This window comes from Amycolatopsis sp. TRM77291, assembly GCF_054166285.1.
In genome coordinates, this window is sequence record NZ_JBSZHF010000001.1 from 67,339 (window position 1) to 83,559 (window position 16,221).

The 16,221-nt window shown below is 70.0% G+C and carries 15 protein-coding genes and 1 pseudogene; 12 read left to right on the plus strand and 4 right to left on the minus strand.

Going from position 1 to position 16,221, the window contains the following annotated elements; all coding sequences use genetic code 11:
• Positions 1-206: 206 nt before the first annotated feature.
• The 8 genes and pseudogenes from ACXIZN_RS00370 (at position 207) to mnmA (ending at position 8,058) form a co-directional block, all read left to right on the plus strand.
• Positions 207-992 (plus strand): electron transfer flavoprotein subunit beta/FixA family protein, encoded by a 786-nt coding sequence (locus ACXIZN_RS00370; protein WP_457951783.1) that lies wholly within the window; start codon positions 207-209, stop codon positions 990-992.
• A 26-nt stretch (positions 993-1,018) separates the two neighbouring features.
• The gene (locus ACXIZN_RS00375; RefSeq protein WP_126734520.1) at positions 1,019-1,978 is read left to right on the plus strand and encodes an electron transfer flavoprotein subunit alpha/FixB family protein; all 960 of its coding nucleotides are present in this window, start codon (positions 1,019-1,021) and stop codon (positions 1,976-1,978) included.
• 176 nt (positions 1,979-2,154) lie between these two features.
• The gene (locus ACXIZN_RS00380; RefSeq protein ID WP_257484789.1) at positions 2,155-2,937 is read left to right on the plus strand and encodes a GNAT family N-acetyltransferase; all 783 of its coding nucleotides are present in this window, start codon (positions 2,155-2,157) and stop codon (positions 2,935-2,937) included.
• Entirely contained in the window at positions 2,934-3,803 is an 870-nt protein-coding gene (locus tag ACXIZN_RS00385; protein WP_457951785.1) for a lysophospholipid acyltransferase family protein, read from the plus strand. The genes ACXIZN_RS00380 and ACXIZN_RS00385 overlap by 4 nt, the downstream gene beginning before the upstream one ends.
• 12 nt (positions 3,804-3,815) lie before the next feature.
• Positions 3,816-4,295: pseudogene (locus ACXIZN_RS00390) on the plus strand (helix-turn-helix transcriptional regulator); the annotation flags it as partial.
• 24 nt (positions 4,296-4,319) lie between these two features.
• Positions 4,320-5,714, plus strand: a complete 1,395-nt coding sequence (locus ACXIZN_RS00395) for an MFS transporter (RefSeq protein ID WP_457951786.1) — start codon at positions 4,320-4,322, stop codon at positions 5,712-5,714.
• Between the two features lie 50 nt (positions 5,715-5,764).
• Entirely contained in the window at positions 5,765-6,961 is a 1,197-nt protein-coding gene (locus tag ACXIZN_RS00400; protein WP_457951788.1) for a cysteine desulfurase family protein, read from the plus strand.
• 5 nt (positions 6,962-6,966) lie between these two features.
• The gene (mnmA, locus tag ACXIZN_RS00405; protein WP_457951789.1) at positions 6,967-8,058 is read left to right on the plus strand and encodes a tRNA 2-thiouridine(34) synthase MnmA; all 1,092 of its coding nucleotides are present in this window, start codon (positions 6,967-6,969) and stop codon (positions 8,056-8,058) included.
• 339 nt (positions 8,059-8,397) lie between these two features.
• Here the strand turns inward: mnmA and ACXIZN_RS00410 are convergent, their stop codons facing one another.
• From ACXIZN_RS00410 to ACXIZN_RS00420, 3 genes are all read right to left on the minus strand, one after another.
• Complete coding sequence (locus ACXIZN_RS00410) at positions 8,398-8,841, minus strand: N-acetyltransferase family protein (protein WP_457951790.1); 444 nt, start codon at positions 8,839-8,841, stop codon at positions 8,398-8,400.
• The gene (locus ACXIZN_RS00415; protein ID WP_457951792.1) at positions 8,838-9,875 is read right to left on the minus strand and encodes an MBL fold metallo-hydrolase; all 1,038 of its coding nucleotides are present in this window, start codon (positions 9,873-9,875) and stop codon (positions 8,838-8,840) included. The genes ACXIZN_RS00410 and ACXIZN_RS00415 overlap by 4 nt, the downstream gene beginning before the upstream one ends.
• Before the next feature lie 184 nt (positions 9,876-10,059).
• Positions 10,060-10,869 carry a phospholipid scramblase-related protein gene (locus tag ACXIZN_RS00420; RefSeq protein ID WP_457951793.1) on the minus strand — a complete coding sequence of 270 codons (810 nt, stop codon included), beginning with the start codon at positions 10,867-10,869 and terminating at the stop codon, positions 10,060-10,062.
• 120 nt (positions 10,870-10,989) lie between these two features.
• Here ACXIZN_RS00420 and ACXIZN_RS00425 point away from each other — a divergent pair, with 120 nt between their 5' ends.
• Genes ACXIZN_RS00425 through ACXIZN_RS00440 form a run of 4 tightly spaced genes read left to right on the plus strand, consistent with a single transcriptional unit; the run spans position 10,990 to position 15,375 of the window.
• Positions 10,990-12,027, plus strand: a complete 1,038-nt coding sequence (locus ACXIZN_RS00425; protein ID WP_457951794.1) for a methionine synthase — start codon at positions 10,990-10,992, stop codon at positions 12,025-12,027.
• 22 nt (positions 12,028-12,049) lie between these two features.
• Positions 12,050-12,742 carry a hypothetical protein gene (locus tag ACXIZN_RS00430; protein ID WP_457951795.1) on the plus strand — a complete coding sequence of 231 codons (693 nt, stop codon included), beginning with the start codon at positions 12,050-12,052 and terminating at the stop codon, positions 12,740-12,742.
• On the plus strand, positions 12,723-14,885 hold the full coding sequence (gene ligA / locus ACXIZN_RS00435) for an NAD-dependent DNA ligase LigA (RefSeq protein ID WP_457951796.1): 2,163 nt from the start codon (positions 12,723-12,725) through the stop codon (positions 14,883-14,885). The genes ACXIZN_RS00430 and ligA overlap by 20 nt, the downstream gene beginning before the upstream one ends.
• Positions 14,878-15,375, plus strand: coding sequence for a GNAT family N-acetyltransferase (locus ACXIZN_RS00440; protein ID WP_457951798.1), 498 nt, complete (start codon positions 14,878-14,880; stop codon positions 15,373-15,375). Before ligA ends, ACXIZN_RS00440 begins: the two co-directional genes overlap by 8 nt.
• A gap of 74 nt (positions 15,376-15,449) precedes the next feature.
• On the opposite strand, the gene ACXIZN_RS00445 is transcribed toward ACXIZN_RS00440, so the two are convergent.
• On the minus strand, positions 15,450-16,103 hold the full coding sequence (locus ACXIZN_RS00445; protein ID WP_034315734.1) for an ACT domain-containing protein: 654 nt from the start codon (positions 16,101-16,103) through the stop codon (positions 15,450-15,452).
• Positions 16,104-16,221: the final 118 nt, after the last annotated feature.

The following is a 16,221-nucleotide window of genomic DNA, read 5'->3' on the forward strand; positions in this document are numbered from 1 at the left end:
CCCCGGAATACGGCCGTTCGGGTTAGTCGGCCGGTAACACTCACTTACGGGTGAATTACCTGGACGATGGTCCCATTAAAACGTGCATCCAGGTGAATGAGGTCACCTCGGGGGGCCGCGGCGCTGAAATGGCCCTAATCTACCGGCCAGTAGAGCTGTTGCCCCGTGGCCGACGCCGGCCACCAACGGGAGGTCGAAGTAGACCCATGACGAACATCGTTGTCCTGGTCAAGCAGGTACCGGACACCTACTCGGAGCGGAAGCTCTCCGGTGCCGACAACACTCTTGACCGCGAATCCGCCGACGCCGTGCTCGACGAGATCAACGAGAAGGCCGTCGAAGAAGCCCTGAAGATCAAGGAAGCCGGCGAGGGCGAGGTCACCGTCGTCTCGGTGGGTCCCGACCGCGCGACCGACGCGATCCGCAAGGCGCTGTCCATGGGTGCCGACAAGGCCATCCACGTCTCCGACGAGGCCCTGCACGGCTCCGACGCGATCGCCACCGCCAAGGTGCTCGCCGCCGCGATCTCGAAGGTCGAAGGCTTCGACCTGGTCATCACCGGTAACGAGGCCTCCGACGGCCGCGGTGGCGCCGTGCCGGCGATCATCGCCGAGCTGCTCGGCCTGCCGCAGCTGACCCACGTGAACGAGCTGACCGTCGAGGGCACCTTGATCAAGGCCGACCGCTACACCGAGGACGGCGTCACGCACCTCGAGGCGAACCTGCCCGCGGTGGTGAGCGTCGGCGAGAAGATCAACGAGCCGCGCTACCCCTCCTTCAAGGGCATCATGGCCGCGAAGAAGAAGCCGGTCGAGACGCTGACCGTCGCGGACCTCGGCGTCGACGCCGGCGAGGTCGGCCTCGGCAACGCCTGGTCGTCCGTGCTCGAAGCCTCCCCGAAGCCGCCGCGCACCGCCGGCGAGCGCGTCGAGGACGAGGGTGACGGCGGCAGCAAGGTGGCCGCCTACCTGGTCGCGCAGAAGCTCATCTGAGACAGGTTTCGAGGAGGAATAGGGAAATGGCTGAAGTACTCGTCCTCGTCGACCACGTCGACGGTGAAGTCAAGAAGGTCACGCTCGAGCTGCTGACCGCCGCTCGTGAACTGGGTGAGCCGTCCGCGGTCGTCGTCGGCCCGACCGGCACCGCCGCCAAGGCGAAGGAAGCCCTCGCCGCGCACGGCGCCGCCAAGGTGTACGTCGCCGAGGGCGACAACGCCACCGGCTTCCTGGTCACCCCGAAGGTGGACGTCCTCGCCGCGCTCGCGGAGCGGACCTCCCCGGCCGCCGTGCTCGTCGCGGCCAGCGCCGAAGGCAAGGAGGTGTCCGCCCGGGTCGCGGTCCGCCTCGGCTCCGGTCTGCTGTACGACGCCGTCGGCGTGAACGGCGACGGCAGCGTCGACCAGTCCATCTTCGGTGGCGCGTTCTCGGTGAAGTCCAAGTCCACCAAGGGCATCCCGGTCATCTCGGTCCGCCCGGGCGCGGTCGAGGCGGCCCCGGCCGAGGGTGCCGCCGCCGAGGAGACCGTCGAGGTCCCCGCGGGTGACCCGGCGAAGTCCGCCAGGATCACCGGCGTCGAGCCGATCGTCGGCGGCGACCGGCCGGAGCTGACCGAGGCCTCGGTCGTCGTCTCCGGTGGCCGCGGTGTCGGCTCGGCCGACAAGTTCGACGTCGTCGAGGCGCTCGCCGACTCGCTCGGTGCCGCCGTCGGTGCTTCCCGCGCCGCCGTCGACTCGGGCTACTACCCGGCGCAGTTCCAGGTCGGCCAGACCGGTAAGACGGTCTCGCCGCAGCTGTACATCGCGCTCGGCATCTCCGGCGCGATCCAGCACCGCGCGGGTATGCAAACCTCGAAGACCATCATCGCGGTCAACAAGGACGCCGAGGCGCCGATCTTCGAGATCGCCGACTTCGGTGTGGTGGGCGACCTGTTCAACGTCGCGCCGCAGCTGACCGAAGAGGTCCAGAAGCGCAAGGGCTGAGTCCTTCGTTCGAAGCGGGACCGTCCGGGATTTATTTCCCGGGCGGTCCCTTTTCTGTGATCCGAAAGTGATCTTCCAGCCTGAGAGAACCCTGAGAACCCGCAATTAACTGAACGTGCACTATTCGGCCATCGGGCGCATTGTCGTTGGTACCCCCTGAGGGGTAGACCTGGGTCATGACGACGTCACAGCTCCTCGTCAGTACTGACCAGGCAGGTGTCGAACTCCCGGCCGATGCGCCGCGTTACTCCCTTCTCGTGGCGAACGGGAACGAAGAAGTCGTTGCCGCGCAACGCCTTCGCCATCAGGTGTTCGCCGAGGAAATGGGGGCGACGCTCAATTCCCTCGAACCCGGGCTCGACGTCGACTACTTCGACGAGTTCTGCGACCACCTCGTGGTGCGGGACGACAACACCGGCGAGATCGTGGGCACGTACCGGATGCTGCCGCCCGATCGGGCCGCGCGGGCGGGAAAGCTTTACTCCGACAGCGAATTCGATCTCACCGCGCTCGATTCGCTGCGGCCTTCGCTGGTCGAGACGGGGCGTTCGTGCGTGCATCCCGATCACCGCAGCGGCGCCGTGGTGAGCCTCGTCTGGGCGGGGATCGGGCGCTACATGCTGCTGGCGGGCCACCGGTATCTCGCGGGCTGCGCCTCCGTGCCGCTGACCGACGGCGGAGCCTACGCGGCGGGCGTCTGGGATGTCCTGCGCGCCAAGCACTACGCGGATGAATCCCTTCGGGTGACGCCGCTCAACCCGTGGCGGACCGAGGGTGTCGAGCGGCCCGCCCGCGCGATCCTCCCGCCGCTCATCAAGGGCTACACCCGCCTGGGTGCGAAGATCTACGGCCCGCCCGCGCTCGACGCGGATTTCGGTGTCGCGGACTTCTTCGTCCTGCTGGATCTGCACAACGTCGACGAGCGATACCTCAAGTACTTCCTGGGAGTGCAGGGATGACCCACGCCTGGATGCCGAAGTCGCCGTGCGGCGACGGCTGCCTGAGCGAAGGGGCGCCGACGGTGGCGTTCGGCCGGCGCGTCCTGCGGTTCACCGCGGCGATCGGCGTCATCTTCGGCGCCTTCCTGTCGGCGCCGCTGGTGCTCGTGCTGCGCGGTATGCCCCGGGAACGGTTGGTGCGCCTGCTCTTCGTCGGGATCTTGAAATCCTTCGGGGTGAAGCTGCGCGTGCTCGGCGACGAGCGGTTCCGTGCCGTGCCCGGCCGTGGCGCGCTCGTGGTGAACAACCACATCTCGTGGCTGGACATCATCGCGGTCAACGCCGTCCAGCCGATGCGGGCGCTCGCCAAGAAGGAGGTCGGCGCCTGGCCGGTGCTCGGCCTGCTGGTGCGCCGCGGCGGCAGCATCTTCCTCGACCGGGAGAACCTGCGGAGCCTGCCCGCGACGATGGACGAACTCGCCGACGCGATGCGCGGCGGATCACTCGTGAGCGTGACGCCGGAAGGCACCACCTGGTGCGGTCTCGGCTCCGGCCGGTTCCGCCCGGCGACCTTCCAGGCCGCGATCGACGGCGGGGTCCCGGTGCGGCCGCTCGCGCTGCGGTTCCGGCTCGCCGACGGGCGGGAGACGACCCAGCCGGCGTTCATCGGGCCGGAGTCGCTCATCGCTTCGCTGCGGCGGGTCGCGGCGCTGCGCGGTCTGGTGCTGGAGGTGCACGTGTGCCCGGAGATCGCGCCGGGCCGCGCCGCCGACCGGCGGGAACTGGCCGCGCTGGCGGAATCCGCAGTGCAGGCGGCGCTCGGCCGGGTGCAGATCCCGGTGCAGCGGCGGCGGCGTGCGGTGGCGGTCACTCCAGCGTCAGCGTGATCTTCCCGCCCGCACACCGCGCGCACGGTCTCGCGCGGCCTCGTGCTCGCCGCGCTGGAGCGGGGCGCCGGCCGGGTCCGGGCGTCCTGGCGGATCGACGGGCAGCACCTCCGGGTCACCGTGCGCGACGACGGCCCGGATGTCGCCCGCGCCGTGCCCGCCACCGGTCTCACCGAGCGGATCACCCCGCTCGGCGGCCGCTGGGAGGTCGACGCCGTACCCGATTGGGGGACCACGATCACCGCGGTCCTGCCGCTCGGCGTCCAGGAGACGCCGGAACTGCGCCCGCTCGACCGGCTGAACCCGCGCGAACTCGAAGTCCTCGCCGGGATCGCGCGCGGGAAACGCAACCGGCAGATCGCCGAAGAGCTGGCGCTGACCGAGCACACGGTGAAGTTCCACGTGCGGAAGATCTTGGGGAAACTGGAGGTCACGTCGCGCGGCGAGGCCGCCGTGCTGGCGCGTGAGCTGCGCCTGGAGTCGGTGTCTTGAGCTTGACCTCCACCGGGCTGGAGGTTGCAGGCTCGTCGTATGACGATCACTGGGGACGAGGCCAAGCCGAAGGGTGTGCTCTGGACACCTGAACACCGCGTGACCACCATCGGGCTGCTGCTCATGGTCACGCTCATCGCGTTCGAGAGCATGGGCGTCGCCACCGCGATGCCGACGATGGTGGCCGATCTCGACGGCCTCGCGCTGTACGCCTGGCCGTTCACCACGTTCCTGGTCGCCAGCGTGGTCGCGACCGTCCTTTCCGGACGTCTCGGCGACCGCAAGGGCCCGGCGCCCGCGCTGCTCGCCGGTACCGCGTTGTTCGCCGCCGGCCTGCTCGTCGCGGGACTCGCGCACGACATGCCGCTGCTCCTGCTCGGCAGGGGATTGCAGGGCTTCGGTTCCGGGCTCCTGCTGGTCTCGGTGTCGCTGCTGATCGCGCTCACCTTCAGCGACCGCGAACGCCCGGTGATCTACGCCGCCAACGCCGCCGCGTGGGTCCTGCCCGCGGTGATCGGGCCTTCGATCGCGGGCGTGGTGACCGTGAGCGTCGGCTGGCGCTGGGTGTTCCTCGGGCTGATCCCGCTCACCGGGATCGGGCTCGCGCTGCTGGTCGTCGTCACGCGCAAGCTGCCGGCCCACGTACCCGGCGAATCCGCCGGCCGGGCGGGAGTCGTGCCCGCGGTGGTCGCCGCCCTCGGTGTCGCCGCGCTCACCTGGGCGGCGCAGCACCCGTCTCTCCCGGCGCTGGCCTACGGTGGCGCCGGTCTGGCCGCCCTCGGGTACGCGCTCCGCAAACTCCTGCCCGCCGGGACGCTGACGTCGCGGCCGGGGTTGCCGACAGTGATCGCCTCCCGCGCGCTGATCGCGGGCGCGTACGCCGGGATGGAGGCCTACCTGCCGCTCACGATGACCGAGGTCCACGGCTACAGCCCCGCGCTGGCGGGGCTGCCGCTGACGGTGACCGCGCTGGGCTGGTCGGCGGGGTCGATGCTGCAGGGCCGCATGCTCGACTGGTCCCGTGAAGCGTCGCTGCGGACCGGGTTCGCGCTGGTCGCGGCCGGTCTGGCGATCTTCGTCTTCGTCCCGCTGCCCTCCTTCCCCGGCTGGATGGCGTTCGTGGCGTCGGCCGTCGGCGGCTCCGGGATGGGGATCGCGATGCCCGCGATCTCGGTTCTGCTGCTCCGCTACTCGCCCGAGGCCGAACGCGGGTTCAACACCTCGGCGCTGCAGCTCGGCGACTGGGTCGGATCGGCTCTGACCATCGGTTTGGGCGGTGTTCTGCTCGCTTCGCTGGCGTCGGCGAAGGAGCCTTCGGTGGCGATCTTGGTGCTTTCGGTAGTGCTGACCGGCATCGCGCTGCTCGGGGTGCGGCTGACCGGCCGGTGGCCGTCGGGTATGAGCGCCGCCACCCCCTGACCAAGGGTGGGCTTGGTCACGCCCCGGAACGGGCTACCCTGAAAGACGCGATGACCTATCTCGACCATGCGGCGACCACCCCGATGTTGCCCGAAGCCGTAGCGGCGATGTCCGAGGCGCTGTCCACAGTGGGCAACGCCTCCGCGCTGCATTCCTCGGGGCGCCGGGCGCGCCGCCGGGTCGAAGAAGCCCGCGAGGTGATCGCTGAGGCGCTGGGCGCCCGGCCGTCCGAGGTGATCTTCACCGCCGGTGGCACGGAGAGCGACAACCTCGCGGTCAAGGGCATCTTCTGGGCCCGCAACGGCGAGGACCCGAAGCGGAACAGGGTGCTGTGCAGCACCGTCGAGCACCACGCGGTCCTCGAGTCCGTCGAGTGGCTGGAGCAGCACGCGGGCGCCGAGATCACCTGGGTCGAGGTCGACCAGGCGGGCCGGGTCACCCCCGAGTCGCTGCGCACCGCCATCGGCGACAGCCCCGAGACGGTCGCGCTGGTCACCGTGATGTGGGCGAACAACGAGGTCGGCACGGTCAACCCGGTCGCCGAGCTCGCCGCCGTCTGCGCCGGGCACGAGATCCCGCTGCACACCGACGCCGTCCAGGCCGTCGGCGCGGTGCCGGTCGACTTCACCGAAAGCGGCGCCGCGGCGCTGACCCTCACCGCGCACAAGCTGGGCGGCCCGTACGGCGTCGGCGCGCTGCTGCTCGGCCGCGACACCGCGTGCGTGCCGGTCCTGCACGGCGGCGGCCAGGAGCGCGCCGTGCGTTCGGGCACGCTCGACGTCCCCGCGGTGATCGCCTTCGCGACGGCGGTGAAGGTCGCGGTCGACGGCCGCGAGGAATACGCCAAACGCGTGGCCGAGCTGCGGGACGACCTGATCGAGGCCGTCCGGCGCGAGGTGCCGGACGTGGTGCTCAACGGCGGCGAGGGCGAACGGCTGCCCACGCACGCCCATTTCACCTTCCCCGGTTGCGCGGGTGACAGCCTGTTGATGCTCTTGGACGCCAAGGGCATCGAATGTTCCACCGGTTCGGCGTGCACGGCGGGTGTCGCGCAGCCGAGCCACGTGCTGCTGGCCATGGGTGCCGAACCCGCGGCCGCGCGCGGGTCGCTGCGGTTCTCGTTCGGGCATACCTCGGCACCGGAAGACGTTGAAGCGGTTTCGAGGGAGATCGCGGGCGTCGTCGACAGGGCGAGGCAGGCGGGGCTCGCCGGAATGCGCAAGCAGACGCAGAAGCAAGAGGTGTGAGGAAGATGCGCGTACTGGCCGCGATGAGCGGGGGAGTGGACTCGGCGGTGGCCGCCGCGCGCGCCGTGGACGCCGGGCACGAGGTCGTCGGCGTGCACCTGGCGCTGTCGGCGAAGCCCGGCACGCTGCGCACCGGATCCCGTGGCTGCTGCACGATCGAGGACTCCGGTGACGCGCGGCGCGCCGCGGACATCCTCGGCATCCCCTTCTACATCTGGGACTTCGCCGAGCGGTTCACCGAAGAGGTCATCGAGACCTTCGTCGGCGAGTACGCCGCGGGCCGGACGCCGAACCCGTGCGTCACCTGCAACGAGAAGATCAAGTTCGAGGCGCTGCTGGACAAGGCGATGGCGCTCGGGTTCGACGCCGTCGCCACCGGGCACTACGCCCGTCTGTCCCTTGTGGACGGTGTGCCGGAGCTGCGGCGCAGCGTCGACACGGGCAAGGACCAGTCGTACGTGCTGGCTTCGCTCACCCCGGAGCAGCTGCGGCATTCACTGTTCCCGCTGGGCGATTCGTGGAAGACCGACGTGCGCGCCGAGGCCGCGAGCCGTGGCCTTTCGGTGGCGAAGAAGCCGGACAGCCACGACATCTGCTTCATCCCGGACGGGGACACGAAGAGCTTCCTGGAGAAGCGGCTCGGCCAGCGTCCCGGGCAGCTCGTCGACGCCGAGACCGGCGCCGTGCTCGGTGAGCACACCGGCGTGCACGGTTTCACCGTCGGGCAGCGCAAGGGGCTCGGCATCGAGGCGCCGGCGCCGGACGGGCGGCCGCGTTACGTGCTCTCGCTGGAGCCGGTTTCGGGCACCGTGAAGGTCGGTTCCGCGCGGGACCTCGGCGTGAACGTGATCGAGGCGGACCGCCCGATCTGGCCGAGCGAGCGGCCGCTGGACGGCCCGACCGAATGCGTCATCCAGGTGCGCGCGCACGGCGGGATCGTCGAGGCCGTCGCGGAGGCTTCCGGTGACTCGGTGACCATCCAGCTGCGTGAGCCGCTGCGCGGCGTCGCGCCGGGGCAGGTCGTCGTGCTGTACCGCACCGATGCGGCCGAAGGCGACCTCGTGCTCGGCAGCGCGAAGATCTCCGGCACCCGCTAGCCCCGTCCCGCATTTTGTCCTCTGGATGCGTTCCTTGCGCGTGCAACTACCGCATCCAGAGGACGAAATGCTGTGGGCACGTGCTCACGGCCCCTCGATATCCCGCTCGAAGGCGTGTCGCGAAAGCCACTTTCGCGACGTCTGATGTCCCGAANCCGATTTGGGTGCTTTGTCCGGGGGTTGTGAGTGGCAATGATGGTTCTATTGAGGGGTAGGGCAAACGTGGCGTGTCGTGAAAGCCACCATCGGGAACTCTGGTTCACCGAAAGTGGCTTTCGCGACACGGTGGGGTGCCATACCGCCGGCCGCCGCATCGAGAGGACTAAATGCGGCGGGGGACTAGAACTTCAGCTTGAAGCCGGTGTGCGTGGCCTCGAAACCGAGGCGCTCGTAGAACCGGTGCGCGTCCTCGCGTTTCACGTCCGACGTCAGCTGGACGAGGGCGCAGCCCCGCCGCCGTGATTCGTCGATCGCCCACCGCATCAGCTCGCCGCCGAGGCCGGAGCCGCGATGGCTCGCCCGCACCCGGACGGCCTCGATCTGCCCGCGCAGCGCGCCTTTCCTGGCCAGGCCGGGAATGATCGACAACTGGAGCGTGCCGACGGCCTCCCCGCCGTCGTCGGCGACGATCAGCAGGTGCGCCGGATCGGCGTCGATCTGCTCGAAGGCTTCGAGGTACGGCGTGAGGTCGTCGGCGGAGTCACGGGTGCTGCCGATCTGGTCGTCGGCGAGCATCCCGACGATCGCCGCGACGTCTTCCCGGTGCGCTTCACGGATGATCATGAGGCGTAGTGTCGCACCCCGTCGGTCTCGGCCGCGGTGAGTTTCCCTTGGGCCACCAGCAGATCCAGATGCGAGCCGGTCTCGAGTACGGCGAGCATCTGGTTGAACGGGTCCATGTCGGGAAGTTTGCGCCGCCTCCGCGTCCAGCCCAGCCGCAGCGCGACCTCGTACGCGGTCGTGACTTCCGCGGTGATCTCGGCGCCCATGACTTCGAGCCGGTCCCGGTGGTGCTCCAGCAGTTCGTCGACACGGGCGTGGACGCTGCCGGTGACCGGCCCGTGCGCGGGCAGCATGCGCCGGTCCGGCATCTCGCGAACCAGGCGCAGGGAGTCGAGGTAGTCCCTCAGCGGCAGCTCCGTGGGCACCGGCTGGAAGCCGATGGACGGCGTGATGTGCGGCAGCACGTGGTCGCCGGAGAACACCAGCCCTGCCTCTTCGTCGACGAAGACGACATGCCCGTCCGTGTGGCCGGGCGTGTGCACGATGTCGAACTCGCGACCGGGCACGATCGGGCGTTTGCCGGGGACGAGCCACTCGTCGGGCTGTTCCCACAGATGCGCCTCGGTGTGCCGGACACCGCCGAAGGCCTTGGCGAGTTCCTCGACGACCGGCCCCGCGCCGCAGCGTTCGAGCAGGCCGACCTGCGCCTCCATCGGGAAACGGTCCGGGTCGCCGGAGCGGACCAGCGACGGCTCCTCCCGCTTCCCGAGCCCGAGCGTGCCGCCGAATTCGCGGCGCAGTTCCACGGCGAGGGTGTAGTGGTCGCGATGCACGTGGGTGATCAGGAATTCGTCGATGTCGCCGAGATCGGCGCCGAGCGCCTTCAACCCGCGCGAAAGCCGTTCGCGCGCCGACTCCAGCGCCCAGCCCGAATCCACGAGGACCAGGCGGGTCCCGTCGGTGACGACGTAGACGTTGACCGCGCGCAACGCGTCGTGCGGCAGGGGGAGGGGGATCCGGTGGACGCCGGGCGTGACCGTGTAGACGCCTGGCTCGGCCCAGTCCCGTTCGCCGTCTTCGGGCAACGGCTCCATGGTGACCCTCCGTCCCGGACGCACTCCAGCGTGCCGCCTCAGTCACTCCACTTTGTGCCGCCGGAAGCCGAGTGTCCACTTCGGGAGTATGAGACCCCGGTCACTCGCTCGCGTTTAGTCCGCTGGATGCGGTCCTTGCGCGTGCAACTACCGCATCCAGAGGACGAAACGCGGTAGACGGCGCTCAGCCCTTGTCATCCTGCTTCAGGGCCGTGTCGATGGTCAGCGCCGAGGCCACCACCATCGACGCCAGCGGATCCCGCAGCGGCCGGTGGATCTCGACGACGTAGTTGTCGGCGGTGGTGAACGCGGCCTTCACGAAACCGCCCCACGTCTTCGTGATCCGCGCGATCTCGACGTCCGCCTCGTCCTTGATCGCGAAGTTCCACGCCCGCCAGTTCTCCGCGAAGATCCCGCCGGCCTTCCGCCCGTCGACCACGAACCCCAGCCGGATCTTGCCGAAGACGTTCTCCTGCACGATCTCGCCGATCGGGGAGTCGTCGGCCTTCGTCACCAGGAACCGGGATTTGAACACCTTCGCCGGCCGCGTCACCTTCAGCACGGTGCTGTGGTTCGCGTCGCGGATCTCGAAGCGATGGGTCAGGAACTGGTCGTAATTGGTGAGCAGCCGGATGGCCTTCTTCAGCGTGCTCTGCCCGACCTGGACGACGCCGCCGAGGCGGTTGCCGTTCTGGTCGAACACCCCGAACTCGTTGGCCATCTCGATGAGTTTCGCGCGCTGGTTGACCACCAGCACGGGTTCGGAGAACAGCGTCCCGCCGCCGGCGGCACCGACGCCGCGGCCTTGGGTGCCCCTCGCCGCCTGCGCCCGGATCTTGGCGGGGTCGTGCGCGCCTTCGACGTCCAGCTCGATCATCTCGGCGTCGTGCGACGGCCGCGTGTCCGCGGTCCAGGCCTGCCCGTCCCACCACCGGTACAGCCGGGGGTTCTGCCGGTCGGGATACCAGCCGGCGGGCTGTGGGGAGCTCGTCATGGCAGGTCAGCGTAATGCGCCGGGCCCCGGATCGGGCTCGCCGAGGGCAATTGCGCCGAATGTCCGTGTCCTCCCCCGCCCCGCCGTCCTCTCAGGCCGGACCAAGGGGAGAATCCGGGTGTGAACGAACGACCTTGGCCCCCTGGCGCGGCCACCGCGATCGGTTCCCTTCCCGGCACCGATCCGGTCGAGGCCGCTTCGATCGTGTTCGGCGAACTGCCCGAATTCCCCTGTATGCCCGAACTTCCCGCCCGCGGCGTCGGGGCCGACATGATCGGCCGGACGGCGGCGCTGCTGGTCGACCTCGCCGTCGAGGTGGTGCCGAGCGGCTACCGGGTCGCCGCCCGTCCCGGGCACGACCACCGTCGCGCGGTCGACCTGATGAACTGGGACCTCGACGCCGTCCAGGAGGCGCGGGAGAAGGCGGGCGCCGCGCCGCCCGCCTTCAAGATCCAGGTCGCCGGGCCGTGGACGCTCGCCGCGAACGTCGAGCTCCCGCGCGGGCACCGGATCCTCACCGACAAGGGCGCGCTGCGCGATTTCGCCGCGTCGCTGCTCGACGGACTGGCGGGGCACGTCGCGGAACTGAAGTCGCGGATCGGCGCGCCGGTGGTGATCCAGTTCGACGAACCGTCGCTGCCCGCGGTCCTCGCCGGCGACCTCCCGACGGCGTCCGGCTACGGCACCGTTCCCGCCGTGCCCGCCCCGGAGGCGCGCGAGCTGCTGTCGACGGTGATCTCCGGGGCGGAACGCGTCACCGGTCAGCCGGTCGCGGTGCACTGCTGCGCCGAAAAGCCGCCGATCCCGTTGCTGCGCGCGGCGGGGGCGCAGGCGATCGCCTTCGATTTCACCTTGCTGAAGGGCGCATCGCCCGCGCAGCTGGACGAGATCGGCGAGGCGCTGGATTCCGGCACGACGCTGATGCTCGGCCTCGTCCCCACGACCGATCCCGGGGCCCCGCTGGAACTGCGCGACGTGGTCACGCCCGTGTTCAAACTCGTCGACCGGCTGGGCTTCCGCCGCGAGATCCTCGCCGAACGGGTCGTGCCGACCCCGGCGTGCGGTCTCGCGGGCGCCACCCCCGACTGGATGCGCCGCGCGCTCACGCTCAGCCGGGAGGCGGGCAAGGCTTTCACCGAACCGCCTGAAGGCTGGTGAGCGGCGCGGTAGCGTGCCCGTCATGCGTTTGTTCCGCCGCTCCCGCAAAACCGAGGACGTTCCCGACCCCCGCACCGCCTGGCCGGAGCAGCCGGTCCCCGAGGACGCGGCCGCCGCGGCGGAGAAGTTCTGGGAAGCATGGTTCGCGCTCCTGCCCGAGGTCAGCGCCGCGCTCGGCGATCGTGAACCGCATCGGGTGGAACACGACCTCTGCACCATCGTCGAGGCACTGCACCCCCGGCTGCACTTTTCCCTCGATCGTGGGCACCGGGCGATCTACTCGCTGGTGCTGACCGGCCAGGAGGATCCGGAACTGCGCCCGTACACCGACGCGTGGAAGGCCGCGGCGCCGCCGGAGGACGCCATCTGGGAGTACCACGACTCGGTGCCGCCGGTCCCCGATCCGAGTGAGGTCACCGTCAACCTCGGCGAGACCCGGATCGCGCTCGCCGACGTGCGGGTGACCGCGAAGGTGGACGAATCGGCCGGTCGGGTGGACGTGACTGTGTTCCATCCGCTGATCGACGAGCTCGCGCCGGAGACCCGGACGACCATGACCTTCCTGCCGCTGGACGCCACGCTGGGTGAGCGGGTCGCGGCCGAACGGCTGGGCAAGGTCGAGCTGGTGACCGAGGCCCAGGAGGGGCAGCTGACCCTGCTGGAACTGCGCGAGGTGGTCGGCAGGCTGTCCGAAAATGTCGGTGCCTCCGACTAGAGTCACCCCCGTGAGCAGCGAACTTCCCCAGAATCCCGAGCCCGTGCAGGATGTCACGGACGTCCCGGCCGACGTCCGCGAAAGGCATGCCGAATTGGCGGAGGAGATCCGCGGTCACCAGTTCCGGTACTACGTGCTGGATTCACCGATCGTGTCCGACGGCCAGTTCGACGAGCTGCTCAACGAGCTCCAGGCCATCGAGGACGAGCACCCGGGGCTGGTGACGCCGGAGTCGCCGACGCAGAACGTCGGCGGCACGTTCTCCACCGAGTTCGTCGCGCACGACCACCTCGAGCGCATGCTCAGCCTGGACAACGTCTTCGACACCGGCGAGTTCGAGGCCTGGGCCGAGCGCGTCCAGAAGGAGATCGGCGCGACGAAGTACCTCGCCGAGCTGAAGATCGACGGGCTCGCGATCAACCTGCTGTACGAGAACGGCCGCCTGACCCGCGCGCTGACCAGGGGCGACGGCCGCACCGGCGAGGACGTCACGCTCAACGTCCGCACGCTGGAGCAGGTGCCAGAGCGGCTGACCGGTACGGACGAGTTCCCGGTGCCCGCGCTGGTCGAGGTCCGCGGTGAGGTGTTCTTCCGTGTCGAGGATTTCCTGGCGCTGAACGCGAAGATGGTCGAGGCCGGCAAGGATCCGTACGCGAACCCGCGCAACACCGCCGCCGGGTCGTTGCGGCAGAAGGATCCCAAGATCACGAAGTCGCGCAACCTGCGGCTGATCTGCCACGGTCTCGGCAAACGCGAGGGCTTCGAGCCGAAGCGGCAGTCCGAGGCGTACGACGCGCTCGCCGCGTGGGGCCTGCCGGTCTCGCCGCACAGCAAGGTGCTCGGTTCGGGCAAGGAACTGCTGGAGCACATCGAATACTGGGGCGAGCACCGCCACGACGCCGAGCACGAGATCGACGGCGTCGTCATCAAGGTCGACGAGGTCGCGCTGCAGCGGCGGCTCGGCACGACGTCGCGGGCCCCGCGCTGGGCGATCGCCTACAAGTACCCGCCGGAAGAGGCGATCACCACCCTGCTGGACATCCAGGTCAACGTCGGCCGCACCGGGCGGGTCACCCCGTTCGCGGTGATGGAGCCGGTGAAGGTGGCCGGGTCCACGGTGGCGATGGCGACGCTGCACAACCAGGAAGAGGTCAAGCGCAAGGGCGTGCTGATCGGGGACAAGGTCGTCATCCGCAAGGCGGGCGACGTCATCCCCGAGGTGCTCGGCCCGGTCGCCGACGCGCGCACCGGCGAGGAGCGCGAGTTCGTGATGCCGTTGCGCTGCCCCAACTGCGACACCGAGCTGGCGTACCAGAAGGAGGGCGACATCGACATCCGTTGCCCGAATTCGCGGTCCTGCCCGGCGCAGCTGCGTGAGCGGCTGTTCCATCTCGGCGGCCGGGGCGCGTTCGACATCGAGGTGCTCGGCTACGAGGCCGCGGTGGCGCTGCTGGAGGCCGGCGTCGTGCACGACGAGGGTGACATCTTCGAGCTGGACGAGGAAAAGCTGCTCCAGGTGGAGCTGTTCCGCACCAAGGCGGGGGAGCTGTCGGCCAACGGGCGCAAGCTGCTGGACAACCTGGAGACGGTGAAGGACCGTCCACTGTGGAAGGTCATCGTCGGCCTGTCGATCCGGCACGTCGGCCCGACGGCGGCGCAGGCGCTCGCACGGGAATTCGGTTCGCTGGAACGGATCGAGAACGCCTCGGAGGAGGAGCTCTCCAGCGTCGACGGCGTCGGCCCGACCATCGCCCGCGCGGCGAAGGAGTGGTTCGAGGTCGACTGGCATCGCGAGATCGTCGAGAAATGGCGCGCGGCGGGCGTGCGGATGGAGGAGGAGCGCGACGAGTCCATCCCGCGCAACCTCGAAGGCCTGTCCATCGTCGTCACCGGTTCGCTGAACGACTACTCCCGCGACGAGGCCAAGGAATACATCATGGCCCGCGGCGGGAAGGCGGCCGGTTCGGTGTCGAAGAAGACGGCGTTCGTCGTCGTCGGGGACGCTCCGGGCACGAAGTACGACAAGGCCGTCCAGCTGAAGGTGCCGGTGCTCGACGAGAGCGGCTTCCGCGTGCTGCTCGAAAGCGGCCCCGAGGCCGCGGCCGAGCTCGCGCTGCCGACCGAGGAGGGCGCCGGTGAGTGACCTGGAGATCCGGCCCGCCCGCCCCGAGGAGCTGACGGCGGTCGGGGAGCTCACGCTGGCCGCGTACTCCGCGGAGCGGAGCCTGGTCGACGGCGTCGGCTACGCCGCGGAGCTCGTCGACGCCGCCAAACGGGCGGAGCTGGCCGAACTCCTGGTCGCGGTGGACGGCGACGGCACGCTGGTCGGCACGGTCACCATCGCCCTGCCGGGCACCGAGTTCGCCGAGCTGTCCCGCGAGGGCGAGCTGGAGTTCCGGATGCTGGGCGTGCTGCCCTCGGCGACCGGGCGCGGTATCGGCGAGGCGCTGACCAGGGCGGTCATCGCGCGGGCGCGGGAACTCGGCGTCGCGAGGGTGGTGCTGTGCAGCCTGGTCACGATGGAGCGGGCGCACCGGCTCTACGAGCGGCTCGGCTTCGTCCGGCTGCCCGAGCGGGACTGGGAGCCGCATGCCGGGATCACGCTGATCGCCTACGGCCTGGAGCTCACCTGACCCCCCGCATTTAGTCCTCTGGATGCGATAGTTCGTAACGCCGACTACCGCATCCAGAGGACGAAACGCGGAAGTCAGCTGTCCAGCACGACGGCGACGATCCCCGCGAAGTGCGCCAAGCGCGCCACCTCCGCGGCCCGGAAGTTCGGCCCGCCGGGCCGGGCGACCAGCAGCGCCTTCCCGGGCTTCCCCAGCGGCGTCGCCGCGAGTTCGGTCCCCAGTTCCTTCCACGTCTCCGGCACCCAGGCCTCCTCGGCGTCGAGGATGGTGGCGCGTTCCAGCGGCAGCCACGGCAGGTCGGTGATCGGCGTCTCGGGCGCGGCGTTGGACGACGCGAGCCGGATCGCGCCCGCCTCGGCGTGCTCGACGACGACGGCCCACCCCGCCCGGATGATCCGCGGCACCCCTTCGGCGAGGATCTCCAGCCCCGCGGCGGGCTTCGCGGCGATCTCCTCGACCAGTTCGAGTTCGCGATGGGTGTCCAGCACCCCGGCGTATGGGCGGACGGCGTCGACCTCGACCCCGTCGACGCTTTCGGCGGCGGTGATGAGCGCGTCCGGCAGCCTGCCGGACGGGATTTCCACGACGAGGTCGTCGACGGCGACACCGCCGCCGCGTTCGACCACGTCCACGCTCAGGATGTCGGCGCCGACGGTGCCGAGCGCGGTGGCGACCGCGCCGAGGGTCCCCGGGGTGTCCGGTAATTGGACCCGGATCAGGAACGACACACGCGCCCCTCTCGCCTCAGGCGTCCCAGCCTCGCCGTGGAACGCGCTACGCCGGGCGCCGATTGTGACAGACCGGACGAGGTAATGGGGACCGACGTCCGGGGCGCGGGATAACGAA

Excerpts from the sequence above, each read along its gene's own strand:
- ACXIZN_RS00375 (WP_126734520.1), top strand. The coding sequence starts at position 1,019 with ATGGCTGAAGTACTCGTCCTCGTCGACCACGTCGACGGTGAAGTCAAG.
- ACXIZN_RS00415 (WP_457951792.1), bottom strand. The coding sequence starts at position 9,875 with ATGGAGCCGTTGCCCGAAGACGGCGAACGGGACTGGGCCGAGCCAGGC.
- ACXIZN_RS00380 (WP_257484789.1), top strand. The coding sequence starts at position 2,155 with ATGACGACGTCACAGCTCCTCGTCAGTACTGACCAGGCAGGTGTCGAA.
- ACXIZN_RS00370 (WP_457951783.1), top strand. The coding sequence starts at position 207 with ATGACGAACATCGTTGTCCTGGTCAAGCAGGTACCGGACACCTACTCG.
- ACXIZN_RS00410 (WP_457951790.1), bottom strand. The coding sequence starts at position 8,841 with ATGATCATCCGTGAAGCGCACCGGGAAGACGTCGCGGCGATCGTCGGG.
- ACXIZN_RS00385 (WP_457951785.1), top strand. The coding sequence starts at position 2,934 with ATGACCCACGCCTGGATGCCGAAGTCGCCGTGCGGCGACGGCTGCCTG.
- ACXIZN_RS00430 (WP_457951795.1), top strand. The coding sequence starts at position 12,050 with ATGCGTTTGTTCCGCCGCTCCCGCAAAACCGAGGACGTTCCCGACCCC.
- ligA (WP_457951796.1), top strand. The coding sequence starts at position 12,723 with ATGTCGGTGCCTCCGACTAGAGTCACCCCCGTGAGCAGCGAACTTCCC.
- mnmA (WP_457951789.1), top strand. The coding sequence starts at position 6,967 with ATGCGCGTACTGGCCGCGATGAGCGGGGGAGTGGACTCGGCGGTGGCC.
- ACXIZN_RS00400 (WP_457951788.1), top strand. The coding sequence starts at position 5,765 with ATGACCTATCTCGACCATGCGGCGACCACCCCGATGTTGCCCGAAGCC.
- ACXIZN_RS00420 (WP_457951793.1), bottom strand. The coding sequence starts at position 10,869 with ATGACGAGCTCCCCACAGCCCGCCGGCTGGTATCCCGACCGGCAGAAC.